The organism is Mesorhizobium sp. M0522, from assembly GCF_040321085.1.
Lineage (GTDB): Bacteria > Pseudomonadota > Alphaproteobacteria > Rhizobiales > Rhizobiaceae > Mesorhizobium.
Map to the genome: position 1 here is coordinate 80,692 of NZ_JAMYQW010000006.1, position 20,462 is coordinate 101,153.

The 20,462-nt window shown below is 58.6% G+C and carries 25 protein-coding genes; 10 read left to right on the plus strand and 15 right to left on the minus strand.

Features of this window, described 5'->3' with window-relative positions; genetic code table 11:
• Positions 1–7: 7 nt before the first annotated feature.
• The 9 genes from kdpC to NKI58_RS10025 form a co-directional block, all read right to left on the minus strand.
• Positions 8–577 carry a potassium-transporting ATPase subunit KdpC gene (kdpC, locus tag NKI58_RS09985; protein WP_023675296.1) on the minus strand — a complete coding sequence of 190 codons (570 nt, stop codon included), beginning with the start codon at positions 575–577 and terminating at the stop codon, positions 8–10.
• Positions 578–589: 12 nt separating this feature from the next.
• Positions 590–2,683 carry a potassium-transporting ATPase subunit KdpB gene (gene kdpB / locus NKI58_RS09990; protein WP_352785537.1) on the minus strand — a complete coding sequence of 698 codons (2,094 nt, stop codon included), beginning with the start codon at positions 2,681–2,683 and terminating at the stop codon, positions 590–592.
• 213 nt (positions 2,684–2,896) lie between these two features.
• Positions 2,897–4,600 (minus strand): potassium-transporting ATPase subunit KdpA, encoded by a 1,704-nt coding sequence (gene kdpA / locus NKI58_RS09995; RefSeq protein ID WP_352785540.1) that lies wholly within the window; start codon positions 4,598–4,600, stop codon positions 2,897–2,899.
• Positions 4,601–4,625: 25 nt separating this feature from the next.
• Positions 4,626–4,715 (minus strand): K(+)-transporting ATPase subunit F, encoded by a 90-nt coding sequence (locus tag NKI58_RS10000; protein ID WP_023675300.1) that lies wholly within the window; start codon positions 4,713–4,715, stop codon positions 4,626–4,628.
• Positions 4,716–5,048: 333 nt separating this feature from the next.
• Positions 5,049–6,530 carry a hypothetical protein gene (locus tag NKI58_RS10005; RefSeq protein ID WP_352785543.1) on the minus strand — a complete coding sequence of 494 codons (1,482 nt, stop codon included), beginning with the start codon at positions 6,528–6,530 and terminating at the stop codon, positions 5,049–5,051.
• Between the two features lie 113 nt (positions 6,531–6,643).
• The gene (locus tag NKI58_RS10010) at positions 6,644–6,826 is read right to left on the minus strand and encodes a hypothetical protein (protein ID WP_352616425.1); all 183 of its coding nucleotides are present in this window, start codon (positions 6,824–6,826) and stop codon (positions 6,644–6,646) included.
• Entirely contained in the window at positions 6,826–7,014 is a 189-nt protein-coding gene (locus NKI58_RS10015; protein ID WP_023675302.1) for a DUF3606 domain-containing protein, read from the minus strand. Before NKI58_RS10015 ends, NKI58_RS10010 begins: the two co-directional genes overlap by 1 nt.
• A gap of 230 nt (positions 7,015–7,244) precedes the next feature.
• The gene (locus tag NKI58_RS10020) at positions 7,245–7,475 is read right to left on the minus strand and encodes a hypothetical protein (protein WP_352785548.1); all 231 of its coding nucleotides are present in this window, start codon (positions 7,473–7,475) and stop codon (positions 7,245–7,247) included.
• A gap of 374 nt (positions 7,476–7,849) precedes the next feature.
• The gene (locus tag NKI58_RS10025; RefSeq protein WP_352568200.1) at positions 7,850–8,275 is read right to left on the minus strand and encodes a DUF3597 domain-containing protein; all 426 of its coding nucleotides are present in this window, start codon (positions 8,273–8,275) and stop codon (positions 7,850–7,852) included.
• A 321-nt stretch (positions 8,276–8,596) separates the two neighbouring features.
• On the opposite strand from NKI58_RS10025, the gene NKI58_RS10030 reads away from it, so the two are divergent.
• From NKI58_RS10030 to NKI58_RS10055, 6 genes are all read left to right on the plus strand, one after another.
• Entirely contained in the window at positions 8,597–9,022 is a 426-nt protein-coding gene (locus NKI58_RS10030; RefSeq protein WP_352568199.1) for a cupin domain-containing protein, read from the plus strand.
• Between the two features lie 120 nt (positions 9,023–9,142).
• A complete protein-coding gene (locus tag NKI58_RS10035; protein ID WP_352785553.1) occupies positions 9,143–9,742 on the plus strand; it encodes a YdeI/OmpD-associated family protein in 600 nt (199 codons plus the stop codon).
• Positions 9,743–10,202: 460 nt separating this feature from the next.
• Positions 10,203–10,475, plus strand: a complete 273-nt coding sequence (locus NKI58_RS10040) for a hypothetical protein (RefSeq protein ID WP_352469463.1) — start codon at positions 10,203–10,205, stop codon at positions 10,473–10,475.
• A gap of 270 nt (positions 10,476–10,745) precedes the next feature.
• Positions 10,746–11,153, plus strand: coding sequence for a hypothetical protein (locus NKI58_RS10045; protein ID WP_023675307.1), 408 nt, complete (start codon positions 10,746–10,748; stop codon positions 11,151–11,153).
• A 405-nt stretch (positions 11,154–11,558) separates the two neighbouring features.
• The gene (locus tag NKI58_RS10050) at positions 11,559–12,809 is read left to right on the plus strand and encodes a tyrosine-type recombinase/integrase (RefSeq protein ID WP_352853152.1); all 1,251 of its coding nucleotides are present in this window, start codon (positions 11,559–11,561) and stop codon (positions 12,807–12,809) included.
• 132 nt (positions 12,810–12,941) lie between these two features.
• Positions 12,942–14,774, plus strand: coding sequence for an AAA family ATPase (locus NKI58_RS10055; RefSeq protein ID WP_352853154.1), 1,833 nt, complete (start codon positions 12,942–12,944; stop codon positions 14,772–14,774).
• A gap of 54 nt (positions 14,775–14,828) precedes the next feature.
• Here the strand turns inward: NKI58_RS10055 and NKI58_RS10060 are convergent, their stop codons facing one another.
• On the minus strand, positions 14,829–15,185 hold the full coding sequence (locus NKI58_RS10060) for a hypothetical protein (RefSeq protein ID WP_352853156.1): 357 nt from the start codon (positions 15,183–15,185) through the stop codon (positions 14,829–14,831).
• A 109-nt stretch (positions 15,186–15,294) separates the two neighbouring features.
• Between NKI58_RS10060 and NKI58_RS10065 the strand changes: the two genes are divergently transcribed.
• The 3 genes from NKI58_RS10065 (at position 15,295) to NKI58_RS10075 (ending at position 17,242) form a co-directional block, all read left to right on the plus strand.
• Entirely contained in the window at positions 15,295–15,780 is a 486-nt protein-coding gene (locus NKI58_RS10065) for a hypothetical protein (protein WP_352853158.1), read from the plus strand.
• An 87-nt stretch (positions 15,781–15,867) separates the two neighbouring features.
• Positions 15,868–16,446: a recombinase family protein gene (locus tag NKI58_RS10070; protein ID WP_352853160.1), complete on the plus strand. Its 579-nt coding sequence runs from the start codon at positions 15,868–15,870 to the stop codon at positions 16,444–16,446.
• Between the two features lie 175 nt (positions 16,447–16,621).
• Positions 16,622–17,242, plus strand: a complete 621-nt coding sequence (locus NKI58_RS10075) for a hypothetical protein (protein ID WP_352853161.1) — start codon at positions 16,622–16,624, stop codon at positions 17,240–17,242.
• Between the two features lie 621 nt (positions 17,243–17,863).
• On the opposite strand, the gene NKI58_RS10080 is transcribed toward NKI58_RS10075, so the two are convergent.
• Together NKI58_RS10080 and NKI58_RS10085 are read right to left on the minus strand one after the other, a co-directional pair.
• A complete protein-coding gene (locus NKI58_RS10080; RefSeq protein WP_352853163.1) occupies positions 17,864–18,157 on the minus strand; it encodes a hypothetical protein in 294 nt (97 codons plus the stop codon).
• Positions 18,157–18,378 carry a hypothetical protein gene (locus tag NKI58_RS10085; protein ID WP_352853165.1) on the minus strand — a complete coding sequence of 74 codons (222 nt, stop codon included), beginning with the start codon at positions 18,376–18,378 and terminating at the stop codon, positions 18,157–18,159. Before NKI58_RS10085 ends, NKI58_RS10080 begins: the two co-directional genes overlap by 1 nt.
• Before the next feature lie 100 nt (positions 18,379–18,478).
• Between NKI58_RS10085 and NKI58_RS10090 the strand changes: the two genes are divergently transcribed.
• Entirely contained in the window at positions 18,479–18,796 is a 318-nt protein-coding gene (locus NKI58_RS10090) for a hypothetical protein (RefSeq protein ID WP_352853167.1), read from the plus strand.
• 11 nt (positions 18,797–18,807) lie between these two features.
• Here NKI58_RS10090 and NKI58_RS10095 read toward each other — a convergent pair whose 3' ends face one another.
• From NKI58_RS10095 to NKI58_RS10105, 3 genes are all read right to left on the minus strand, one after another.
• Entirely contained in the window at positions 18,808–19,125 is a 318-nt protein-coding gene (locus NKI58_RS10095; RefSeq protein WP_352853169.1) for a hypothetical protein, read from the minus strand.
• Positions 19,126–19,129: 4 nt separating this feature from the next.
• Positions 19,130–19,765 carry a hypothetical protein gene (locus tag NKI58_RS10100; protein WP_352853171.1) on the minus strand — a complete coding sequence of 212 codons (636 nt, stop codon included), beginning with the start codon at positions 19,763–19,765 and terminating at the stop codon, positions 19,130–19,132.
• Between the two features lie 71 nt (positions 19,766–19,836).
• Positions 19,837–20,322 (minus strand): hypothetical protein, encoded by a 486-nt coding sequence (locus tag NKI58_RS10105; RefSeq protein ID WP_352853173.1) that lies wholly within the window; start codon positions 20,320–20,322, stop codon positions 19,837–19,839.
• Between the last annotated feature and the right edge of the window lie 140 nt (positions 20,323–20,462).

A 20,462-nucleotide genomic window follows, 5' to 3' on the forward strand; every position in this document is an offset into this window, starting at 1 on the left:
CGGTCCTTCACTGTTTCATCGCATCGTCCAGCGCAAGGTTGAGGGCCAGCACATTGACCACCGCCTCGCCGATGAATCCCAATTCGCGATCTTCGACATGGCTGTCGACAAGCGATTTGATCCTGGATTCATCGACGCCCCTGGCCTTGGCCACCCTGGCAACCTGAAAATAGGCCGCATCGGGGCTGATATGCGGATCGAGGCCGCTGCCGGACGTGGTGACCAGATTCATCGGTACCGGCTGGCTCGGGTTTTCGGCTCTCAGCTTTTCGGCGTCGCTCTTGATCCTGTCGATGAGCTTCGGGTTGGTCGGGCCGAGATTCGAGCCGCCCGAGGCGGCGGCATTGTAGCCGTCGCCGGCAGCCGACGGGCGGCCATGGAAGTAGCGGTCGCTTTCGAAAGCCTGGCCGATCAGCTCGGAACCGACGAGCTTGCCGTCCTTCTCGATCAGGCTGCCATTGGCCTGGCGCGAAAACAGCGCCTGGGCAATGCCGGTCATGCCGATCGGATAGACCAAACCCGTCAGAATGGTGAAGAAGACGATCATGACGATCGCGGGCCTGATTTGATTGAGCATCGACGTGGTTCCTTAGGCGAGACCGAGAGCGGTGATGGCCATGTCGATCATCTTGATGCCGACGAAGGGCACTACGACGCCGCCAAGGCCATAGACAATGAGATTGCGGCTGAGCAGCGCACCGGCGCCGACCGCGCGGTATTTGACGCCCCTCAGCGACAGCGGGATCAGCGCAATGATGATCAGCGCGTTGAAGATGATGGCCGAGAGGATAGCGCTCTGCGGCGTCGCCAGATGCATGACATTGAGCGCTTGCAGCGGCCCGGCGGTCTGGCCCGGGGCGATGTAGAAGACGGCGAATATTGCCGGGATAATGGCAAAATACTTGGCCACGTCGTTGGCGATGGAGAAGGTGGTCAGCGAGCCACGCGTCATCAGCAGCGCCTTGCCGATTTCGACGATCTCGATCAGCTTGGTCGGATCGCTGTCGAGATCGACCATGTTGCCGGCCTCGCGCGCCGCGACCGTGCCGGTGTTCATGGCAACGCCGACATCGGCCTGCGCAAGGGCCGGCGCATCGTTGGTGCCATCGCCGCACATCGCGACCAGTTTGCCTTTGGCCTGCTCGTCGCGGATCAGCTTCAACTTGTCCTCGGGCGTCGCCTGGGCAAGGAAGTCGTCGACGCCGGCTTCCGCCGCGATCGCCGCCGCGGTCATCGGATTATCGCCGGTGATCATCACCGTGCGGATGCCCATGCGGCGCAATTCGGCAAAGCGTTCTGCGATGCCGCCCTTGACGATGTCCTTCAGATGGACGACGCCGAGCAGGCGCCCGTCGCGCTCGACCGCGAGTGGAGTGCCACCCGATTTGGCGATCTCGTCGGCGATCGCCTGAAGGTCGCGGACGGTGTCGCTGCCGGGGCGCGTACTGCCCGTGGCAACGGTCGAGAGGTTGACGTGGGCAAGTACCGCATCGACTGCGCCCTTGCGGACCGAGGAGCCTTCCAGATCGACACCGCTCATGCGGGTTTGCGCGGTGAAGGGCACGAAAGTCGCGTGCAGACTTGCCATGTCGCGGGCGCGGATAGCGTATTTTTCCTTCGCCAGGACGACGATCGAGCGGCCTTCCGGCGTTTCGTCGGCAAGCGAGGCAAGCTGAGCCGCGTCGGCCAGTTCCTGTTCGGTGACGCCCTTGACCGGACGAAATGCCGTCGCCTGACGGTTGCCCAGCGTGATGGTTCCGGTCTTGTCGAGCAGCAGCGTGTCGACATCGCCGGCCGCCTCGACGGCGCGGCCCGACATGGCGAGCACGTTGAAGCGCACCAGGCGGTCCATGCCGGCAATGCCGATAGCCGACAGCAGGGCGCCAATTGTGGTCGGGATCAGGGTAACGAACAGGGCGACCAGCACGGTCACCGAGATATAGCCGCCCGAATACGAGGCGAAGCTCGGGATCGTCGCCGTCGCCAGCACGAAGATCAGCGTCATGCCGACGAGCAGGATGTTGAGCGCGATCTCGTTGGGTGTCTTCTGGCGCTCGGCGCCCTCGACCAGCGAGATCATGCGGTCGAGGAACGTATGGCCGGCAGCCGCAGTGATGCGCACGCGGATCCAGTCGGACAAGACCTGCGTGCCGCCGGTCACCGCCGAACGATCGCCTCCGGATTCGCGGATGACCGGTGCGGATTCGCCGGTGATGGCCGCCTCGTTGACCGACGCCACGCCTTCGACCACCTCGCCGTCCGAGGGGATGATGTCGCCGGCTTCGACAAGCACGATGTCGCCGACCTTTAGGCTGGTGCCGGGCACCAGTTTGAACTTGCTGCGGTCGCCACCGTTCAACAGCTTGGCCTGCGTCTCGGTTCGCGCCCGACGCAGCGAGTCAGCTTGCGCCTTGCCGCGGCCTTCGGCCACCGCTTCGGCGAAATTGGCGAAGAGCACGGTGACCCACAGCCAGATGATGATCTGCAGCGTGAAGCCAAGATCGCCGCCGCTGGTAACGAGATCCTTGACGAACAGCACCGTGGTGAGCGCCGAGACGACGCCGACGACAAACATCACCGGATTTCGCATCAAGGTGCGCGGGTTCAGTTTTCTGAAGGAACCGCCGATAGCGGGCCACAGAATGCGGGTATCCATGATGCTCACGGATTTCGACGGGCTCATTTGGCAGCTCCAGTGTCGATGTTGTTGACCGGTCGATCGTGTGCCGAACGAAGGTGCGGCGGCCCGTAAGCCAGCAGCCAGATCATGATCAAGGCTGCCGCAATAGCGAGGAATGTGGACAGCGTCGGGAAAGGAGGGGGCGTTTTCTCCCCCTCCGGCTCGGGGCGATGCCGGACCTTTCGAGGTATGATCTTGAACCAGGGCATCGCCGTTTCAGAATGTCTGGCCGTGAATCATCGCCAGGTGCTCGACGATCGGTCCGACCGCCAGGGCCGGGAAGAAGGTCAGGCCGCCGACGATCAGGATGACACCGGCCAGCAGCCCGACGAACAGCGGACCGTCGGTCGGGAAGGTGCCGGCGGAGGCAGGGACGGTCTTCTTTGCAACCAGCGAGCCAGCAATCGCCAACGCCGGAATAATGACCAGGAACCGGCCCATCAGCATGCCGATGCCGAGCGTTACGTTGTACCAGGGCGTGTTGCCGCTGAGGCCGCCAAAGGCGGAGCCATTGTTCGCCGCGGCCGAGGTGTAGGCATAGAGAACCTCGGAGAAGCCGTGCGGGCCGGCATTGGCGATGGAAGCAACGCCGGTCGGCAGCACCACCGCGATAGCGGTGAAGATCAGCATTGCAAGCGGCAGGCAGAGCACGGCCAGCATAGCCATCTTGACCTCCTTGGCCTCGATCTTCTTGCCGAGATATTCGGGCGTGCGTCCAACCATCAGCCCGGCGACGAAAACGGCAATGACGATGAACATCAGGATACCGTAGAAGCCGGCGCCGACGCCGCCGACAATGACCTCGCCGAGCTGCATGTTGATGATGGGGATCATGCCGCCGAGTGCGGTGAAGCTGTCATGCATGGCGTTGACCGCGCCGCAGGATGCGGCCGTGGTGATGACGGCAAACAGTGCCGACAGGGCGATCCCGAAGCGGCTCTCCTTGCCCTCCATGTTGCCGCCGTCGACGCCCAGCGCATGGACGAGCGGATTGCCGGCGGCCTCGGCCCAGTAGCAGACGGCAACGCCGGCGATGAACAGCACGCCCATAGCCGACAGAATTGCCCAGCCCTGGCGCTGGTTGCCTACCATGCGGCCGAAGACATTGGTCAACGCCGCGCCGAGGGCGAAGATCGTCATCATCTGGATCAGGTTGGAGATTGCATCGGGATTTTCGAAGGGATGCGCTGCATTGGCGTTGAAGAAACCGCCGCCATTGGTGCCGAGCATCTTGATGGCAACCTGGGAAGCGACCGGCCCGACCGCGATAGTCTGTTGCGCGCCTTCGAGCGTCGTCGCGTTGACGTAGGCAGCGAGCGTCTGCGGCATGCCGAGATAGACATAGACCAGAGTCAACACGATGCAAAAGGGCAAAAGCAGGTAGAGCGTGCCGCGGGTCATATCGACCCAGAAATTGCCGATCGATTTGCCTGAGGCCCTGGCAAAGCCGCGGATCAATGCGACCGCAATGGCGACGCCAGTCGCCGCCGACAGAAAATTCTGCACGGTCAAGCCGGCCATCTGCACGAGATAGGACATCGTGCTTTCGCCGCCGTAGTTCTGCCAGTTGGTGTTGGTCATGAAGCTGGCGGCGGTGTTGAAGGCCAGCCCAGGTTCGACGGCGGTCATGCCGGCCGGATTGTAGGGCAGGCCGCCTTGCAGCCGTTGCAGCAAATAGAGCACCAGGAAGCCGGCCAGGTTAAAGAACAGCAGGGCGGCCGCATAGGAGGTCCAGTGCTGCTCCTCGCGCTCGCTGGTTCCTGATATGCGGTAGAGCCCGCGCTCGAGCGGGGCCAGAATTGACGACAGGAATATGCGCTCGCCGCTGAAAACGCGATGCATGTAGCCGCCGAGCGGCTTGGCCAGCAGAACGACGATCCCGCAATAGACGAGGATCTGCAGCCATCCGTTGATTGTCATGGGGTTGGCTCCTTGCCAGCGGAGATCAGAAGCGTTCCGGGCGAACGAGGGCGTATGTCAGGTAGGCGAGAAGAAACAAGGTCACGGCGCCGCCGAGGATATAGTCGAAAAGCATGTTACGATCCCCTAAACTTACAGCTTGTCGCAAGCTTTGATGTAGCCGAAGCATAGAGCAAAGAACGCGATTCCAGTCGCGACAACAACTATGTCCACCGCGCATTTTCCTTATGTTGTATTTGTTTGTTTACTTTAACAAACTATCCAAACTCGTCGCCGCATCATATCGGCGGCTGGATACACCGCTCCTGTGAATATGGATCAAAGTGCCATAAAGGTTCGAGACGGGACGCGGAGCAAAGAAATCAAAATCCCATAAGGATTTCGCCGCCTCGGCGCTGGCCACAGCTTCAGGAGGGAGGTGCGCACCGGCGCGCGAAGCTGCCGGGGCTCAGTCCGCGCGGGTGTAGATCACCGCGTAATCGTCCGCATAGGCCCGCTTCCAGCCCAGTTCGTCGAAGAACGGAATGCGGCTGTCGTCGGCGGTCAACAATGCCCAGCCTATCGTATATTTGTCGACTTGGGCTTTCAGGATCGGCTTGCCCCGGCTGTGCCCCGTCTGCTCATCCGTTTCCGTAAAGCCATTCAGGAAGAGCTGATCCGCCCGGCCGTCGATAAACGTCTTGACGCCGTGGAAAATCAGCGTGCCGCCGAAATTGTAGGAGTTCAGCAGATTGCCCGACAGATTATGGGTTTGGGCAAAGGCCAGTGCGTCCCTCGCCGAGGTCTTCTGGCTCGGCGCGACCGGATAGGTCGTGAACGCGGCAGCCGCCAAAACCAGCAAAACGGCAAGTCCAGCACAAATCCTGGAAAATTGTCGTGCGAAAAATTGTTCAAATCCGTCACGCTTTTCCGCCGCCCATTTCTCGGCTGAAAGCGCTGGATATTGTTGCGCGACCTCGACGGCAAGGACCACCGGCACGAGAAGAAAGAACAGGTACATGAACCGTATGTGGGTGAGATAGACGTGCAACGTGAAGACAAGGAACAGCGCCTTGGCCCAGCCAATGCGCAATCTCGACACGAGCAGCCCGAAAAACGCCACCAGCAGGGCCACCTCCTGGGGGGTGTGCCGCGAGGCGTCGAAGGGTTGCCACTCCGCAATGTAAGGCACCGCCTCATTGCCATAGGCCACGGTGAATGTGGCGAGTATGGCCTTGACGCCATAGGGATTGAGCAGGCTGACCAGCGGGCAAAGCAGCCCGAAAACGATCCACTTGGCCAGCAGCCGGGGGTTCGACAAGCGTGTGCGCATGACGAGATCGACGCCGGCGAAGGCGGCGATGACGAAACCGAAGGTGAAGGTGGCATGGAGATTGGCCCACAGGCAAAGCGGCGCCAGCAGCCATAAGGGCGGTGCTTTCTCGTTGCGGGCGGCCTGGAAAAGACCGGCGGTCCAGACGACGATGATGGGCAAGGTAAAGATGTGCGGCCGGGCGACATAGATTGGCCCGATCAAGAGCGCGAGAACCAGCGTCAGTCCTATCGCCAGCGTCGGCTTCAACCACGCGCTGAGATACCACGACGTCAAGAAGACCGTCAGCGCGATTACTGCAGTCGCCAGCAGCACCACGCCGTTCCAGCCGCCGGCTTCAAAGGCAATTGCAAGGAGAACCTGGCTAAGCCATTCCTTGGCGATCCATGGCTGGCCGGCAAAAGTGTAGGAATAGATGTCGACGGTGGGGAATGTGCGGCTTGCCAGCATATCCATGCCGACCTTGATGTGCCACCAGCTATCAGGATCCTGCAGGAGGGAGGTGGCAAAGGCGAGGAGCGCCGCCGCCATCACGACCGCCGCCAGCAGGCAAAACATCAGCCTCACACGCCGTATGTCGTCTATCGACGGCCTCGCCTCACCAGATATCCCGCGCATATGGCATCCCTGAGCCGCGATAGCGGAAGGGATAGGCCGAATTTGTTAGAAAACCGATAAGCTGCAGGATTGCGGCCACAACCCTGTGCCGCGCGTCCAATCGGCTCGGCGACTTAGCCCTCGGCCTTGAAGTTCTTGGCTTCCTTCTCGACCTTCGGGTTGTCCTTGCCGTGCTTGCGCATCAGATCCTTCGCCTGCTTCGGCGAAACGTCGGTGGTTTCGGCCAGACGCAGAGCCTCCTTTTCGTCCGGATCGCGCGTCTTGCGGTCGGCCATTGTGGTTTTCTTGTCAGCCATTACGACGCTCTTATGCTTTCGGCGATTTCGTTCAGCACCTTGCGGTCGGTGCCGTGGCGCTTGATCAGCGTGCGTGCCTGATCCGGGGTGATGCCCGCTTCCTCGGCGAAGTGACGTACCTCGTAGTCTTCGCCGCCCGCCATTCGTGAGCGGTCGCGACTGTCGGTCTTGGTTTTGTCGTCGGCCATGGCAGCTCTCCTCATCTCGACGAGAGCATAACGGGCAAGATTTCAGCGAGTTCCTTCGAGCGTGTCGCCCAATTACCGCCTTCGGGCATGACCCGGCATGCGCGGCGGTTTGCTCAAAGCAGGGGCTTGGCGTCAGGCCGGCCTTCGCGCACAAATAGGCTGCCTCTTTGGCGGCGCTGCCCACCGCCCGCCACTGCTCCTGGGCGCAGCCTGGTATTCGTTCCGGATTGCTAATGGGAGCGATGGTCGAACACGACGCCCATGGTCCTACCAACCGCCGTCATGACGATAAGCTCGACCAGATCGTCGTCACTGTTGCCGCAGGCCGGAGCCGTCCTGCGAACGATGTCCAGCATCGCCCTCGTCGATATGGTGTCGCCGGCACCGAACCGTGAAAGCGCAGATGAAACAAGCTTTTGGGCTGTCAAGTCGGCGACCATCACCCGCTGCACCACGTTCATTGGCTTCCTCCCACCATGAACCCTCTCCCGGGAGAATGATACGCCGAACGTCGCGTTTCGCCAGCAAAATGGTGGTCCTACCAGCGCGTGGGCAGCGACCGAAATCGTCGGTTTTGCGGGAGGCAATCCGGGCGCGAGGCGGCAGCGCTTTTGTGCCATGCGACTTCGCCATAGACCCAATCCCGGCGGCCGGGATCGGTCTCAATTTTATTTACTGGCAGTCTAATGCTTGGCAGTGTGGTCTGCTCGGTTGCGGCCGAAGCCGGCGCAGCAAGAACCACGGTGCGGGCAGAACCGGTCTGTCTTTTTTGTTTGACGCAATTCCGGACGGAAAGCCGTTCACACGTTTTCCTGGAATTGCTTGTCTTGTGACTCTAGGCGGCCAGGTCGCTCGGAAGCTTGCCGCCATTTTCGGCCAGCTTTTTCATCAGTGCGTCGTGCAGCCACAGATTCATCGTTACAGTGTCGTTCATATCGCCGGTGTAGTTCAGCTCGTGGGCAAGCTCCTTGCGGGCGCCGAGGCTGCTGTCGATATTCAGAGCCTTCATCAGGTCGACGATCGAATTCTTCCAGTTGAGTTTCTGCCCCTTCACGGCCACCGCCTTGTCGAGAATGGCAGCGATGTCCGGGGCAGAGGACGGCGCGGCCGGAGCCGGGGTTGCAGCCGGGGCGGATCGGGTAGGCGCCGTCGGCTGGGTGGCCGTGCTCGAAGCAGGCGCGGGAGACGGTTGCGCCGGCGGCGCTTCGGCCGCAACCGCGTTTCCGAAAATCGCACCTTTGATACTATCGAAAATGCCCATTGCTATCTCCTGTGTTGGCTCGACGGTGTGTTGCCTTGACGGTCGGTGAGGCGACCGTTGCCGAATGCCGCATTGAGCGCCCTGGTTGTACCGGACCACGAACGCAACGCAGGGGCAACTCAAAACTGACTAAAAGGTAAAGGCTTGGTTGCATTGGGGGATCGGCTCAGTGATCCGGCCCGAGAGTAGAATAGATTGGATCGCGGCCCGACAAATCGTCACGCGCAATGGACGAGGGAACGGTCAGCAGCCAGTTTTGCTGACGCAGACCAGAAAAATCATCTAGATTCGTGTTCGCAATTCGCTGAGAGGAACGAAGCCATGACAGCAGTCGTCGCATCCGACAGGCTCGAACGTTCGCTGGTTTGGGCAGAGGACGATCCGTCGGTCAAATGGGCTGGCGCTTTCGCGGTTTACGGCGGGCACGGCACCACCCAGTCCTCGGTCATTGTCTACGAGATCGAGCCCGGCAAGCGGCTTGGTTGGCACACCGACGCCACCGAAGAGACGCAATACATCATCGCCGGCACCGGCGAGCTGTACATCGAGGGCGGCAGCACCCACCCGGTCGGGCCCGGCAGCGTCCTGGTACTTCCGACGCCGGTCCGGCACGACCTCGTCAACACCGGCACCGAAACCCTGCGCGCCGTCGCTTTCTTTGCGGCGGCGATGTTCACGCAGACATTCGACGATGTCATGCTGCCGCCGAAATCCCATGTCCTCGGCACGCCCAATCGTGCGGGCTGAATGCGTGCCGGCGAGAATCACCAGGCCTGCGGATTGCGGACTCGGAGCTGATATGAGCGCGCGCGCGGCCGGCAAGCGGTTTGGCGTCGTTACGCGCTCGCGTCATGGGCGGACCGGCTGATGGCGCCCGTCAAGGTCGATCCCGCCAAGGTGCGCGAGTTCAGGGATGCCGAAAGCTTCCATGCCTGGCTTGGCGAGCATCACGACAGCGAGGACGAAGTCTGGATCAAGATCCATAAGCTCGATTCGGGACTGCCGTCGATCACTCCGAAGCAAGCCATCGACGTGGCGTTGTGCTGGGGCTGGATCGATGCCGTGCGCAAGGCCTTGGACGGCAAAAGCTACCTGCAGCGCTACACCCCGCGCGGCAGGAAGAGCACCTGGAGCCAGATCAATGTCGACAATGTCGCCCGGCTGATCGAGGAGGGCCGGATGACCGAGCACGGGCTGAGGCAGGTCGATGCGGCCAAGGCCGACGGCCGCTGGGCGCGCGCCTACAAGAGCGGCAAGGAGATGAAGATCCCCGACGACCTCCAGGCGGCAATAGACGCCGAGCCCACGGCGAAAGAGATGCTGGCAAAGCTCAGCGGGCAAAACCGCTTCGCACTCGCCTTCCGCATCCACAACATGAAAACCGAAGCCGGACGCAAGAAGAAGATCGCAGCGTTCGTGGAGATGCTGAAGCGCGGCGAGACGATCTATCCGCAGGGCAGAAAGTAACATCTGACGAGGCGTGCCGGCGCTGCGTCTTGTGCTTGTCCCAGTCGGCGAGCCCCGAATGCGGCCGGATCGCTGCTGAGGCCCACCTTCGATCCAGGCGATGTCGCCGACGATTTGTTTTCGACGAGCGTCGCCCGGCACTTCGACACCAGCTCTCATTCGTTTAGTTGATGCAGGAAAAAGTCTCGTCCTCACAGTCGGCATAGTATATTAGCAGGCGCTGTTATGAGGTTTTTGCCCGTTCAGGAGCCGACTGGCACGTGGGCCGTGTTTGATGCGACCGTGGATGTGCCTGCGGATTTCGCTGGCAGTTGCCTTATCGGCTTGCCGCGGGAGCGGGCGGAGTGGCTCGCAGCAAGAGCCAATCGAGATGCTGCAAGGCACTTCGATTTGCCGGTTGTCAGCTGCCGGACCGGCATAAGCCGCGGTTCTTAGACTTAGACCGATAGGAGAGATTTCGATGATGCAAGAAAGGGTAATGGCGGCTGCGTTGGCAGCCAGGAATCAGGAAGCGGATATTCGTGGTGTCTTCGATATCACCAACAAAACCGATGCGCCAATTGGCCCCCGCCGATTGGGCGAGGCTATCCACTTTGTCGCCAATGCACCTATCGTTGGCTATGATGTTCACGCCGCCGTCATCAGATATGGCCCAGTCGGAACCCCCAGCCTCAGAGCAACAGATTGCGCACAGCTGTGGGAGAAGTTCGGCGAGGCCTTGCTGCAACACTGACGGGCAGACCTTTGGCGCGTATGGCACCACCATCGTGCAGGACACTTCCCTGGCGAGAACGACATGGAAGCCTGGCCGGTAATGTTGCAATTAAATTAGCGTGAGTGCATATTTTTTGCTGGCTGGACTCGCAACCGGCCAAGCCCGGCGGCCGGCCGCCAACGGGCTGTCGGGCTGGCGACAAATGGTGCCGCAGGCCCGACGGTCCCTTGGCAAGATCGCCGGAACCACAGCATGATGCGGCGGCAAAAACGGGTTTGGGAGAATGACATGCCTAAGGTTTCGGAACTCTTTTTCAAGACAGCCATCATCTTTCTTATTTTGGGAATTGCAGCTGGCCTGCAGATGGCAATTTCAGGCGATCACGGTGCGTTTCCGGCTCACGCGCACATCAACCTGCTGGGCTGGGTCACCAGTGCAATATTCGGCGGCTATTATGCGCTGAACCCGGCGAAGGCTGCCCGCAGGAGCGCGATGATCCACTATGGCGTCTACAATCTCGGCCTGGTCGTGATGCTGCCGGCGCTTTACCTGATGCTGCAGGGAAATCCGGCGCTCGAGCCGATCGTCGCCACCGGCTCAATGATCGTCGCTGTCGCCGTGCTTATCTTTGCCTTCGTGGTTTTCTCCGCCGAAACAGAGCGCTCGGTCTCGGGGATACAAGCGGTCCCGCGCTAGACGGGGCGGCGATGGTGCCGAGTCGACCAAGCCCGCGCTTCTGGTGAAGCGCGGGCCGATTGGTTGTAGGCTGATCTGAGGTAACGGTGCGGCGAAGATGAAAGCCGCTCAGTAGCCTTCGCGCGCCCCTCTGCCTGCCCCAAGATACCTGCACCGCAGCGGCAGTAGCCGTCCAGTGTCCCTTTAGGCTGGCGAACCGGTGAGATTTAACTGGCGGAGAGAGCGTCCGTCCGCCTAACTCACGCCTAGTTCCGCTGAGTTCCGAAAGCTCAATAAGAACATTGCGATGGCAGCCTAAATCGATCCGAAGAGTTCTGCCCAATTCCGGCTAAATCCAATGCTTGTTTGTGGGTTGGATTGTAGGTATGTTTTGCCCATTGCAAAATAAGAGCGTTGGGAGGGCGTATGGCCAGGTCGATTAACAAATTAAGCGCCGTCGAGGTAGCGAAGAAATCAAAGCCAGGCACCTACGGTGACGGCAACGGCCTTTATCTGCAAGTGGCGAAGAGCACTGCGAAGGACGCGCAGGAGGGCAATGTCACCAAGTCCTGGCTCTTCCGCTTCATGCTTGCCGGCAAGGCCCGGTATATGGGGCTTGGCGACGTCAACACCTTCTCCCTGCAGGAGGCACGAAAAAGGGCCCGTGAAGCCCGCCAGAAGGTCGCTGATGGCATCGATCCAATCGAGGAACGGAAAGAGAAGAAATCTACCCATCGTGCCGACGAGGCCAAGCGGATCACATTCAAGCAGGCGTCCGAGCGCTATATTGCCTCGCAGAAGGCGGGTTGGAAGAACGCCAAACATGCCGACCAGTGGAAGAACACGCTGGAAAAATACGCGTGGCCCTTCATCGGAGACCTACCAGTGGCGAAGGTCGAAACCGCCCATATCCATCAGATATTGGACCCAATCTGGAAAACTAGAACCGAGACCGCTTCGCGTGTCCGAGGCCGGGTGGAGTCGGTGCTTGATTGGGCCACCGTGAGGGGCTTTCGTCCAAAGGGCGACAACCCGGCCCGGTGGCGCGGCCATCTCGACAAGACGCTGCCCGCACGGGCGAAGGTCGCGAAGGTCCAGCATCACGCGGCGATGCCTTACGACGAGCTTCCCGCGTTCATGACGCGCCTTCGCTCGATGGACAGCATCTCGGCTCGAGCGCTGGAGTTCACAGTTCTGACCGCTGTTCGCACTGGCGAGGCCATCGGCGCGACCGAGGACGAGTTCGACTTCCAGAAGAAGCTCTGGACGATCCCCGCCGAGCGCATGAAGGCGGACCGACCGCATCGGGTGCCGCTCTCAGATCGCGCGATCGCCATCCTGAAGAGCGTCCCGCGAGAGGCCGACAGCCATTACATTTTTCCCGGCGCCCGAAAGGGCAAACCGCTCAGCAACATGGCAATGTTGGAATTGCTGCGCGGCATGGATGGGATAGAGGGCCTGACCGTTCATGGCTTCCGTTCCACGTTCCGCGATTGGGCAGCGGAGCGTTCGAACTTCCCGCGTGAGGTCGCTGAGGCGGCGCTGGCGCACATCCTCTCTGACAAGACGGAGGCGGCATACCAGCGCGGCGACATGCTGGAAAAGCGCCGGCGGCTAATGACTGCGTGGGCAGGATATTGCAGCACCGCGCCAACAAAGGTTCGAGTCAGCGCATGAGTTTGCGATAATTGATCCGCGAGGTTGTGACTCCATTGCCCGCTAAAATCCGGGAGGACGGAAGAGTTTAGACAGCGTCTTGTGCTGGCAGTGGGATGATGGTTGGGTACCGCTCGAAGAGGGAGCGTACCTGTGAAGATCGAAAGATTTCGAGACCTTAACTATAGCAGCTTTCCTGATACAGGTTGGATTTCCCTGAAGCCGGGCGTCAATATCATCGTTGGCGAAAACAATGCCGGCAAAAGTGCTCTTCTCCGCTCGATACATACCCTCGATGACGCCCCGCATAGGAGCTTGCGTGAATATCGCGCAGAGCGCTTAGGTCATTCCCTACAAGAGGTAGAAGTTTCATTAAGCGGAGAGTCAATTGAGGGTGTTTTGCTTAAGAATGTTAACTTGGTAAATTGGGCAGTCGGTGAAAACGGATTTAGAACTGTAGAGCGCCTCATAAAAGAGATCATAGTATCTCCGAATTTTCATTTCAGATTTCGCCGCCTACCTGATGGTATGCATCGAATGTATTATCCAGGGGAAGAGGATCTTGCTGCTGATAACTCTGGTGTTGCTATGCTCGGTCGTGTAGGAGATTCGATTGGATATCGAGGTAAGACGAATAGCAATCCGGATAATACTCGAGAGTTGATAAGTGCAATATGGAATGAATTCGTATTTATGTTTGACGCTCAGCGCTACGGATTAGGACGAGGAGGATTTTCATATCCTGAACGCCTCAGTAGCTCTGCGAATAATCTGGCTGCAGTTTTAAACCGCATTCAGGGTGAGCGCACCGAATTATTTGTGAGGCTTGTAGAACATATCCGCGAGATTTTTTCTACGATCCGTAACCTAAGTGTCCGGCCCACGCAGCAACAAGATTTGGAGATTTTAGTATGGCCTATTGATGAGCGAGAGTATCCGGAATTAAGCGTTGGGTTGGATAGGTGCGGCACAGGGGTCGCTCAGGCTATCGCGATTTTGACCGTGGCGATGACGCTGGAAGAAGCGGTCATTATTGTGGATGAGATCAGTAGTTTCCTTCATCCGGCCGCAGCCAAAACGCTCCTACGCATCCTTCAGACAAACTATCCGCGGCATCAGTACATTATTTCTACCCACTCGCCCGAGGTGCTAAGCGCAAGCTCCCCTTCGACGGTCAATTTCGTCCGCAAAATTGGTTTTGAGTCTTCGGTTACGCCAGTCGACCTCAACAACTTAGAAGACTTGCGTCAGGTTACGGGCCAACTTGGAATTTCAATGACCGATGTGTTTGCGGTGGAGCGGATCATTTGGGTAGAGGGACCGACCGAGGAGCTCTGCTTTCCGTACATCTATACGCAAGCAGTCGCCCCTATGCCTCGCTCGACCATGTTCGTACCAGTGATCGCCACTGGAGACTTTAGTAAGACGGGTACTCGGTTGGAGTTGGTGCTTGAAATTTATGAGCGCCTTAGCCGCGCGGCTACTCCCCTCGTTAAGTCAGTGACTTTCGGCTTCGATCTTGAGGAGCTCTCAGACCGTGAGAAAGACGACCTGTTGCGGCGATCGGCAGGAAACATCCACCTGCTCCCTCGTCGGCATTTCGAGTGCTACCTGCTGGATCCTTCGGCAATAGCCGATCTGCTGGTTGCGCACGTTCCTGACTTAAGTCTGGACGAAACACGCAGGCAGATCGAGGAGCGCCTACTGGAGTTGGGCGGAGCCAAAGAGTTCAAGGCCAGCAAAGTTTTCAATGGCGATCTAGCACAGCGGCTATGGCTTGCCCAGGTCGATGCGGCAAAGCTTATCAAACGAGTTTGCTCGGAGGTAAGCGGCCAACGGTTTGAATTTGCAAAAAAGGTTCATTCTCTAGAACTGTTGAAATCACGAATGGCAACTGAGACAGGCAGAGTCGACCTTGCCGAGCTCATCGCCTACGTGCACGAACTTGTTGACGGCTCCAAGGATCGGCTAGCTCCAGGGTCTTAGAAAATCCCACAAAATTTGCGAGGGACGTGGTTGGGGGGATGGCCGGGGGTGGCATCAGCGAAAGCCTCTCTGCATCGAATGAAAACGAGGGGGGTGGGGGTCCTCAAAAGCCGTATCGATGTGCGCCCCGCACATGGCCCACAACGCGCGCCGGGCACGGTCCGGCCATCGCATGCCCGATGACGTTGAACGCGCGTCCACGGCCCGCCCACGGCCACGGCCACGACGATAACGGCGGCCCGATCCACCATCCGCCATGATCGGCAACACGCCACCTTGAGCCATATCCCAGGCCTCCGATCCGATCCGCACCCGCCGCGATGCGTGTTCAAAAAACCCCTGAAAAACGCCCGCGCCGAAAGGGCGGAAATCCGGGCTTTTGAGCCTGTCATGTTTGCGTTCAAAAACCATTTGTTTTTCGCACAAAGCGCTTGACTGTCGCGCATAGCAGAGCGACATTTTTCGAGTAAATTCAGAGACTTAACGCGGACCAGCCGCACCATTGAACGGAGATACACCTATGCAAGTCACGCGCACGTTTTCACATCGCGAGTTTGGCCATCTGGGCGAGGCAACCTTGGCCGTCGAAAAAGGCAAATGGACGCTGGACGGCCAAGCCCTTCCAGACGCCTCGGTCGAATATCTCATGGGCTTCGCCCTCCAATCCCTGCAGGACGCATACGCGGGCGCTAAGAGCCAGGGCGCGGCCACCGCTGCTTTCGACGCCAAGCGCAAACGGCTGATCGAGGGGGCGATTGGGCGAACGGCTGGCCCGGCCGAAGAACCGCACGTTCGGTTTATCCGCCAGATGGTCCGCAATGCGCTCAGCCCAGACAATAAGGCCCGATATGAGCAGACCGACGCGAAGGACCGGAACAAGTTCCTCATGGGGCTTTTTATTGGGCTTCCCACCACGAAACGCGACCGTCTCGACACCCAAGCCCGCACTGCCCACGAGGCATCGCTCGCCGCGAAGGCCGCGACTGAGTTTGAACTGACCATCTAACGGCGCATCGCTAACGTTCTGCTGGGCGGCTCGCGAAAGCGCGCCGTCTAGTTGAACCCTAGGGCTCACTTCGAAAGGGCGAACGCCATGCGCGCCGCACTCTATCTCCGCGTATCCACCGACCAGCAAACCACCGATCGCCAAGAGCGTGAATTGCGGGAGGTCGCGGCCCGCACGGGATGGGAGATTGTCCAGGTCTACCGCGACCATGGCGTTAGCGGAGCAAGCGCTAAGCGACCCGCCTTCGATGCCCTCTGCAAAGACGCTGCCCGGCGCCGTTTTGACGTCGTGATGGCATGGAGCGTCGACCGGCTGGGCCGTTCGCTTCAGGGCCTCGTCGCCTTCCTTTCCGACCTCCACGCCCTCCGCGTTGATCTATTCCTCCACCAGCAGGGCATCGACACGACCACCCCGGCAGGCAAGGCCATGTTTCAGATGATGGCGGTGTTCGCCGAGTTTGAGCGTGCGATGATCAGCGAGCGCGTCAAATCGGGCCTCAATACGGCTAGGGCGAAGGGCAAGAAGCTAGGACGCCCCCGCGTCTCCAAGGTGACGGAGGAGGCGATTGCCCGGGACCTGAGTTCGCCATACGGGAGCGTCCGCGCTCTCGCGGCTAAGCATCACGTTAGTGTCGGCACTGTCCAGCGGATCAAACACCAAGCCTGAAGGGGCGAGGGCCTGACGGCACATGCGATCGCAGCAAAGTTGGGGATTGGGCGGGCGAGTGCGTTTCGCATTTTGAGGGATGCGGTGCAGTAGCTTGGTATATTTCAGAAAACTGACTCGCCAGTGGAGCCGTCAAGCTGTAAATCAGAATTGCTGAATGTTTGAGGGGGCGACAATGTGGGCCGATAAGAGCGCTCGCTGCGCGTTGGTGACATTCTCTTTGATCGCAAGCAGCGTTTCCGCTTTAGCGGCGGAAAATACTTGTGAGTGTACGAAAAATCAAAAAGCGTCGGCCAGCGCAGAAGGAACATGCTCGGTCGCCGACCTGCCCAGCAAATGTACAGTTACATTCGAGGCTGGGAAAGCGAAAGCTGTTGCTCTGCAAGAAATCGAAAAGCAGGGCTATCTCAATGGCCTGCAGTTTTTCAAAAGCGGTGAGGGCGATCCAATTACCCAAGGATTGCGATTTCTCAACGACCCTAAGGACGTTGTCGGACCAGCAGTAAGCGATCCCACTGCGTTTGCAAACACTCTCTTTTTGGCGCTTTCGCCCGCGATCGCGCAAGCCGATCCCTCGGCTTTGAAACTTTCCCTCGACCTTCTGCAGAGCAATTCGCAGGACGTCGCTACTACGTTCGCAAACTTTGATGCCAGCTCTCCCAAGCAAATAAACGGCATTAGCGATAGCCGGCTTTTTGTGCAGCACGGTTGCGTCGCCATAGCAAATCAGGCTTGGCAGGCTTTTTTGAAAACAGATTGGTCTTCAGCCTCCTCAGCGGGCTGCATACCTCAATAGAAAGTAAAGCTATGCTTACAGCAATTTGGGATGCAATACCGAAAGTTCAATCAACTTTTACTTTAGCCGCTTTTATCGTAGCGGCTTGCCTAACTGCCTACATTCTGTATCTGAGAAATCGTGCGAAAATAATTACAAACGCCGCCCCTGATCAACAGCGCGATTTGGTAAATGCCCTAAACGAGTCGTTTCATGTAAACACTGATAGTATGTCTTCGACTCAAAAATTTAATCTTGCTATGCAGACTCTTAAAGAGCGCAGAACAAGGCTTGGGATGTTTTTGTTTTTCATCGTGGTTGTGCTTCTAATTCTAGCTGGCTGGACGACCTATTCAACTGTACAAAATTTGGTGTCGTTCCAAGGTAAGCTCTCCGCGTTGGTCGTATCGATGAGAGACGACCCAAACTCTCCGGCTGTGACGAACTCGTCTGACGTTTCCGACTTTTGGGTTTCGAGCACGACAGCCGCGTCATCGCGAGCACTAATCCTGCGCATTTGTGAGACGAATTCTTGTCTGGCGTGCGAACAGGATGGCACAACGATACGGGTCTCAGCGAATGGACCGCTTAAATCGTACAAGGACAAGAACGGGGTGGCGCTCAAGAGCTGTCAGTAAGGTCTCACCCATTTCCGCCGATTTCGCTTTCCTCATCCAGCGCATGGGGCACCGGCACATACGCATTCGCCACCAGCCAATCATCCAAGATCGTCTCGACCAGATCTAGCTTGGCCTTGCCCATCTCCGCCGCCAGCCCCGCGAGGATTTCCTCGGTGCGCGGCTCCAAGCTCAGCCCGCCCACATTCCGCAGCAAGAGCGCTGCCCGGCGAAGCAACACCTGCAGATCGGCCCGCGATGCATCTGCGATATGATCGGCCGCGCTTTCTAGTTCTTGCACGAGTTGGTGACGAGACACTAGTCTCGCTCCTCAGGCAGACTATCAAAATGCCCAATCCGATTGCCGTTCTTGTCTTTGATCTCGCCCATGTCCTCACCCTGCTCAAGCCGGTCTGCAACCTCTCTGAGGGACAGCACGGTCTGCGCTAAGCATTCTTCCATTAGAGGTAGCTCGACGTTGATTTCCACGGTGAGAGAAATGGCATGCCCTTCAACTTCCCAGTCGTCCGGTGCGCTCATTCCACCCTCCACTAACCGGTTCCTGCGGCAGTGAACGAAATAAGAACAAAAGTGTCAAGAGACCCTTGACCGGAGAGGAATATGTTCCTCATTTCATAGCATGCCTGAGCAACCCGACAAATGGCCCAAAGGCGCGCCTTGGACGTTGATGCATGCCCATAATGCGGGGCAGGTTGCCCGCATTAGCTGCGGGCACTGCAATATCAAGCGCTTTTACATGCCGCAGGAACTGCGGGAGGTGATCGGCAACGTCACCATTGATCAGGTGCGGGCAAAGGTCCGCTGCGAAAAGTGCGGCCGGAAGGAATCGATGAGAGCGGAGTTATTCCATCCTGTCGGGCAGGAACTAGAGACCATCCGGTTCCGGCGGCTGGTCGAGATCCGATGGGAAAGGCGGGTGGTTTGGAGGGATGAGTGAAACTGCGAGACCTATTTCGGATAGCCATTTTTTAGATAATACATAAACGCTTCGCAGAACGTATTCTGTGTTCCACTTCTGAGAACGTAGTCTCGGATATGCCGATCTCGCTTAGTCGCTCTGGCAATCACCGTTTCTCTTGGCAATGCCTGTTGTACCATGGCTGAGCCGATAGAGATCATGATGGTTTCATCCTCCACGGGTTGGCGGCACACGTCTCTATACACACCAAGGAGGGCGGCTTGCTCAATGAATTCGGTTTCCTTAGCGGTAGCCGGGGCCGTAGCCATCATAAAGGCAATTACAGCATTTAAATGATTAAGCTTCATGGCATCAGAATGGTCTTGTCCTGCCCGCTTTCGTTTCGGCCACGTACACAAGGAACTCCTTACCCATGTCTGTAATGCTCACCGACTCCCCATCAGTGGCGACGAGGCCGCTTTCCCTGAGATAACGGAACCAATCGGTAAACGTGTTAGACGCGTAGAAGTCTTGATGTTGGCTCTTAACCTGTTCGAAATGCTTTTCGGCTTGGGCCGTTGAAGCCTTCCCGCCCGTATCCAATAGAAGCCTTAGCGCCTCGATCTGGCTCCCGAAAATGACCCAGAAAATTTCCTCAAAGTGCCGCGCCAATCTGGCCAATGCGAGTTGATGGACCAAAATGGGGATACGCCGACTGTCCTGGATTGCCTGTAGGTCAGCAAGTATCGCTTCCTCCACGGCATGCTGCACAGGGCTGCTGTTCGAAGAGGCAGTGAGTTGCAGCTCCTTCAGCTTCTCCGCTTCCTGGCCTTGCTGGGGGCGAAATGTGACGCCGGTTGGCCCCGCTGTCTCTAGGTCATCGAACTTCTTTTTGATCTCATGGCGAAATGTGTAAGCGATGAGGACGACCGCCGCAGGCCAACCGAGACCGACCAGCAGCTGAGCGACGACTTTGAAAACTTCTAGCCAAGCAATGGAGTTCTGCATCCAAGCCCCCAAGGAAACATGACTGTAGTCTCTCTTATAGGGAGATTGAGCGCAAGCTTCACTGCTCCGCGCTAAGCATCAACTGTGGGGCGATTTTGCCTAATAATCACTTTCAGCCGGGCCTTCTCCAGCCGGCTCCCCAGCCCATCCACCTCAACCGCCCTGCATTCCACCGCTTCCAGCCCCCGTGCCCAATCCGCCGAAGCGGGGTGCCACTTGCCCTCCCTGAAAAGCGCGAGCCGCTTCTGCGAATGAGCGAGCCTCATTCCGAGTTCGGCCTGGGCCTTCGTATCCGCTGCCTTCGTGATGCCGGGAACGACGCGGCGGGCTTCCACTTTGCGAATGAGCTTAAGAGCCTCCAGCTTCAGCCCCACGTCCTGCCGGTCATCGTTCGCCACGCCCATTAGGAACTGGTAGGTCAGGCCGAACACCTCGGGCGGGGCCTCGAACTCAATGATCGCCTTAGCGGCGTCAATGGAGCGCGCAACCGGCACCTCTGGCGAGGTCATGATGTCCAGCAGCTTCTTGAGCGCCGGGCTGATTTCAGTGTCAGTCATTTTTCTTCCTCGTTCTGGGCAGACCTGCCCCTTAAAGCGGTAGATGGGGTAGCGGGGTGGTAGCGCATTAAATCGTTGTTTTGGAACGGCTTCTACCGGTTCTACCGGTTCTACCGGTCCATTGACCATTGTTGGGTTGG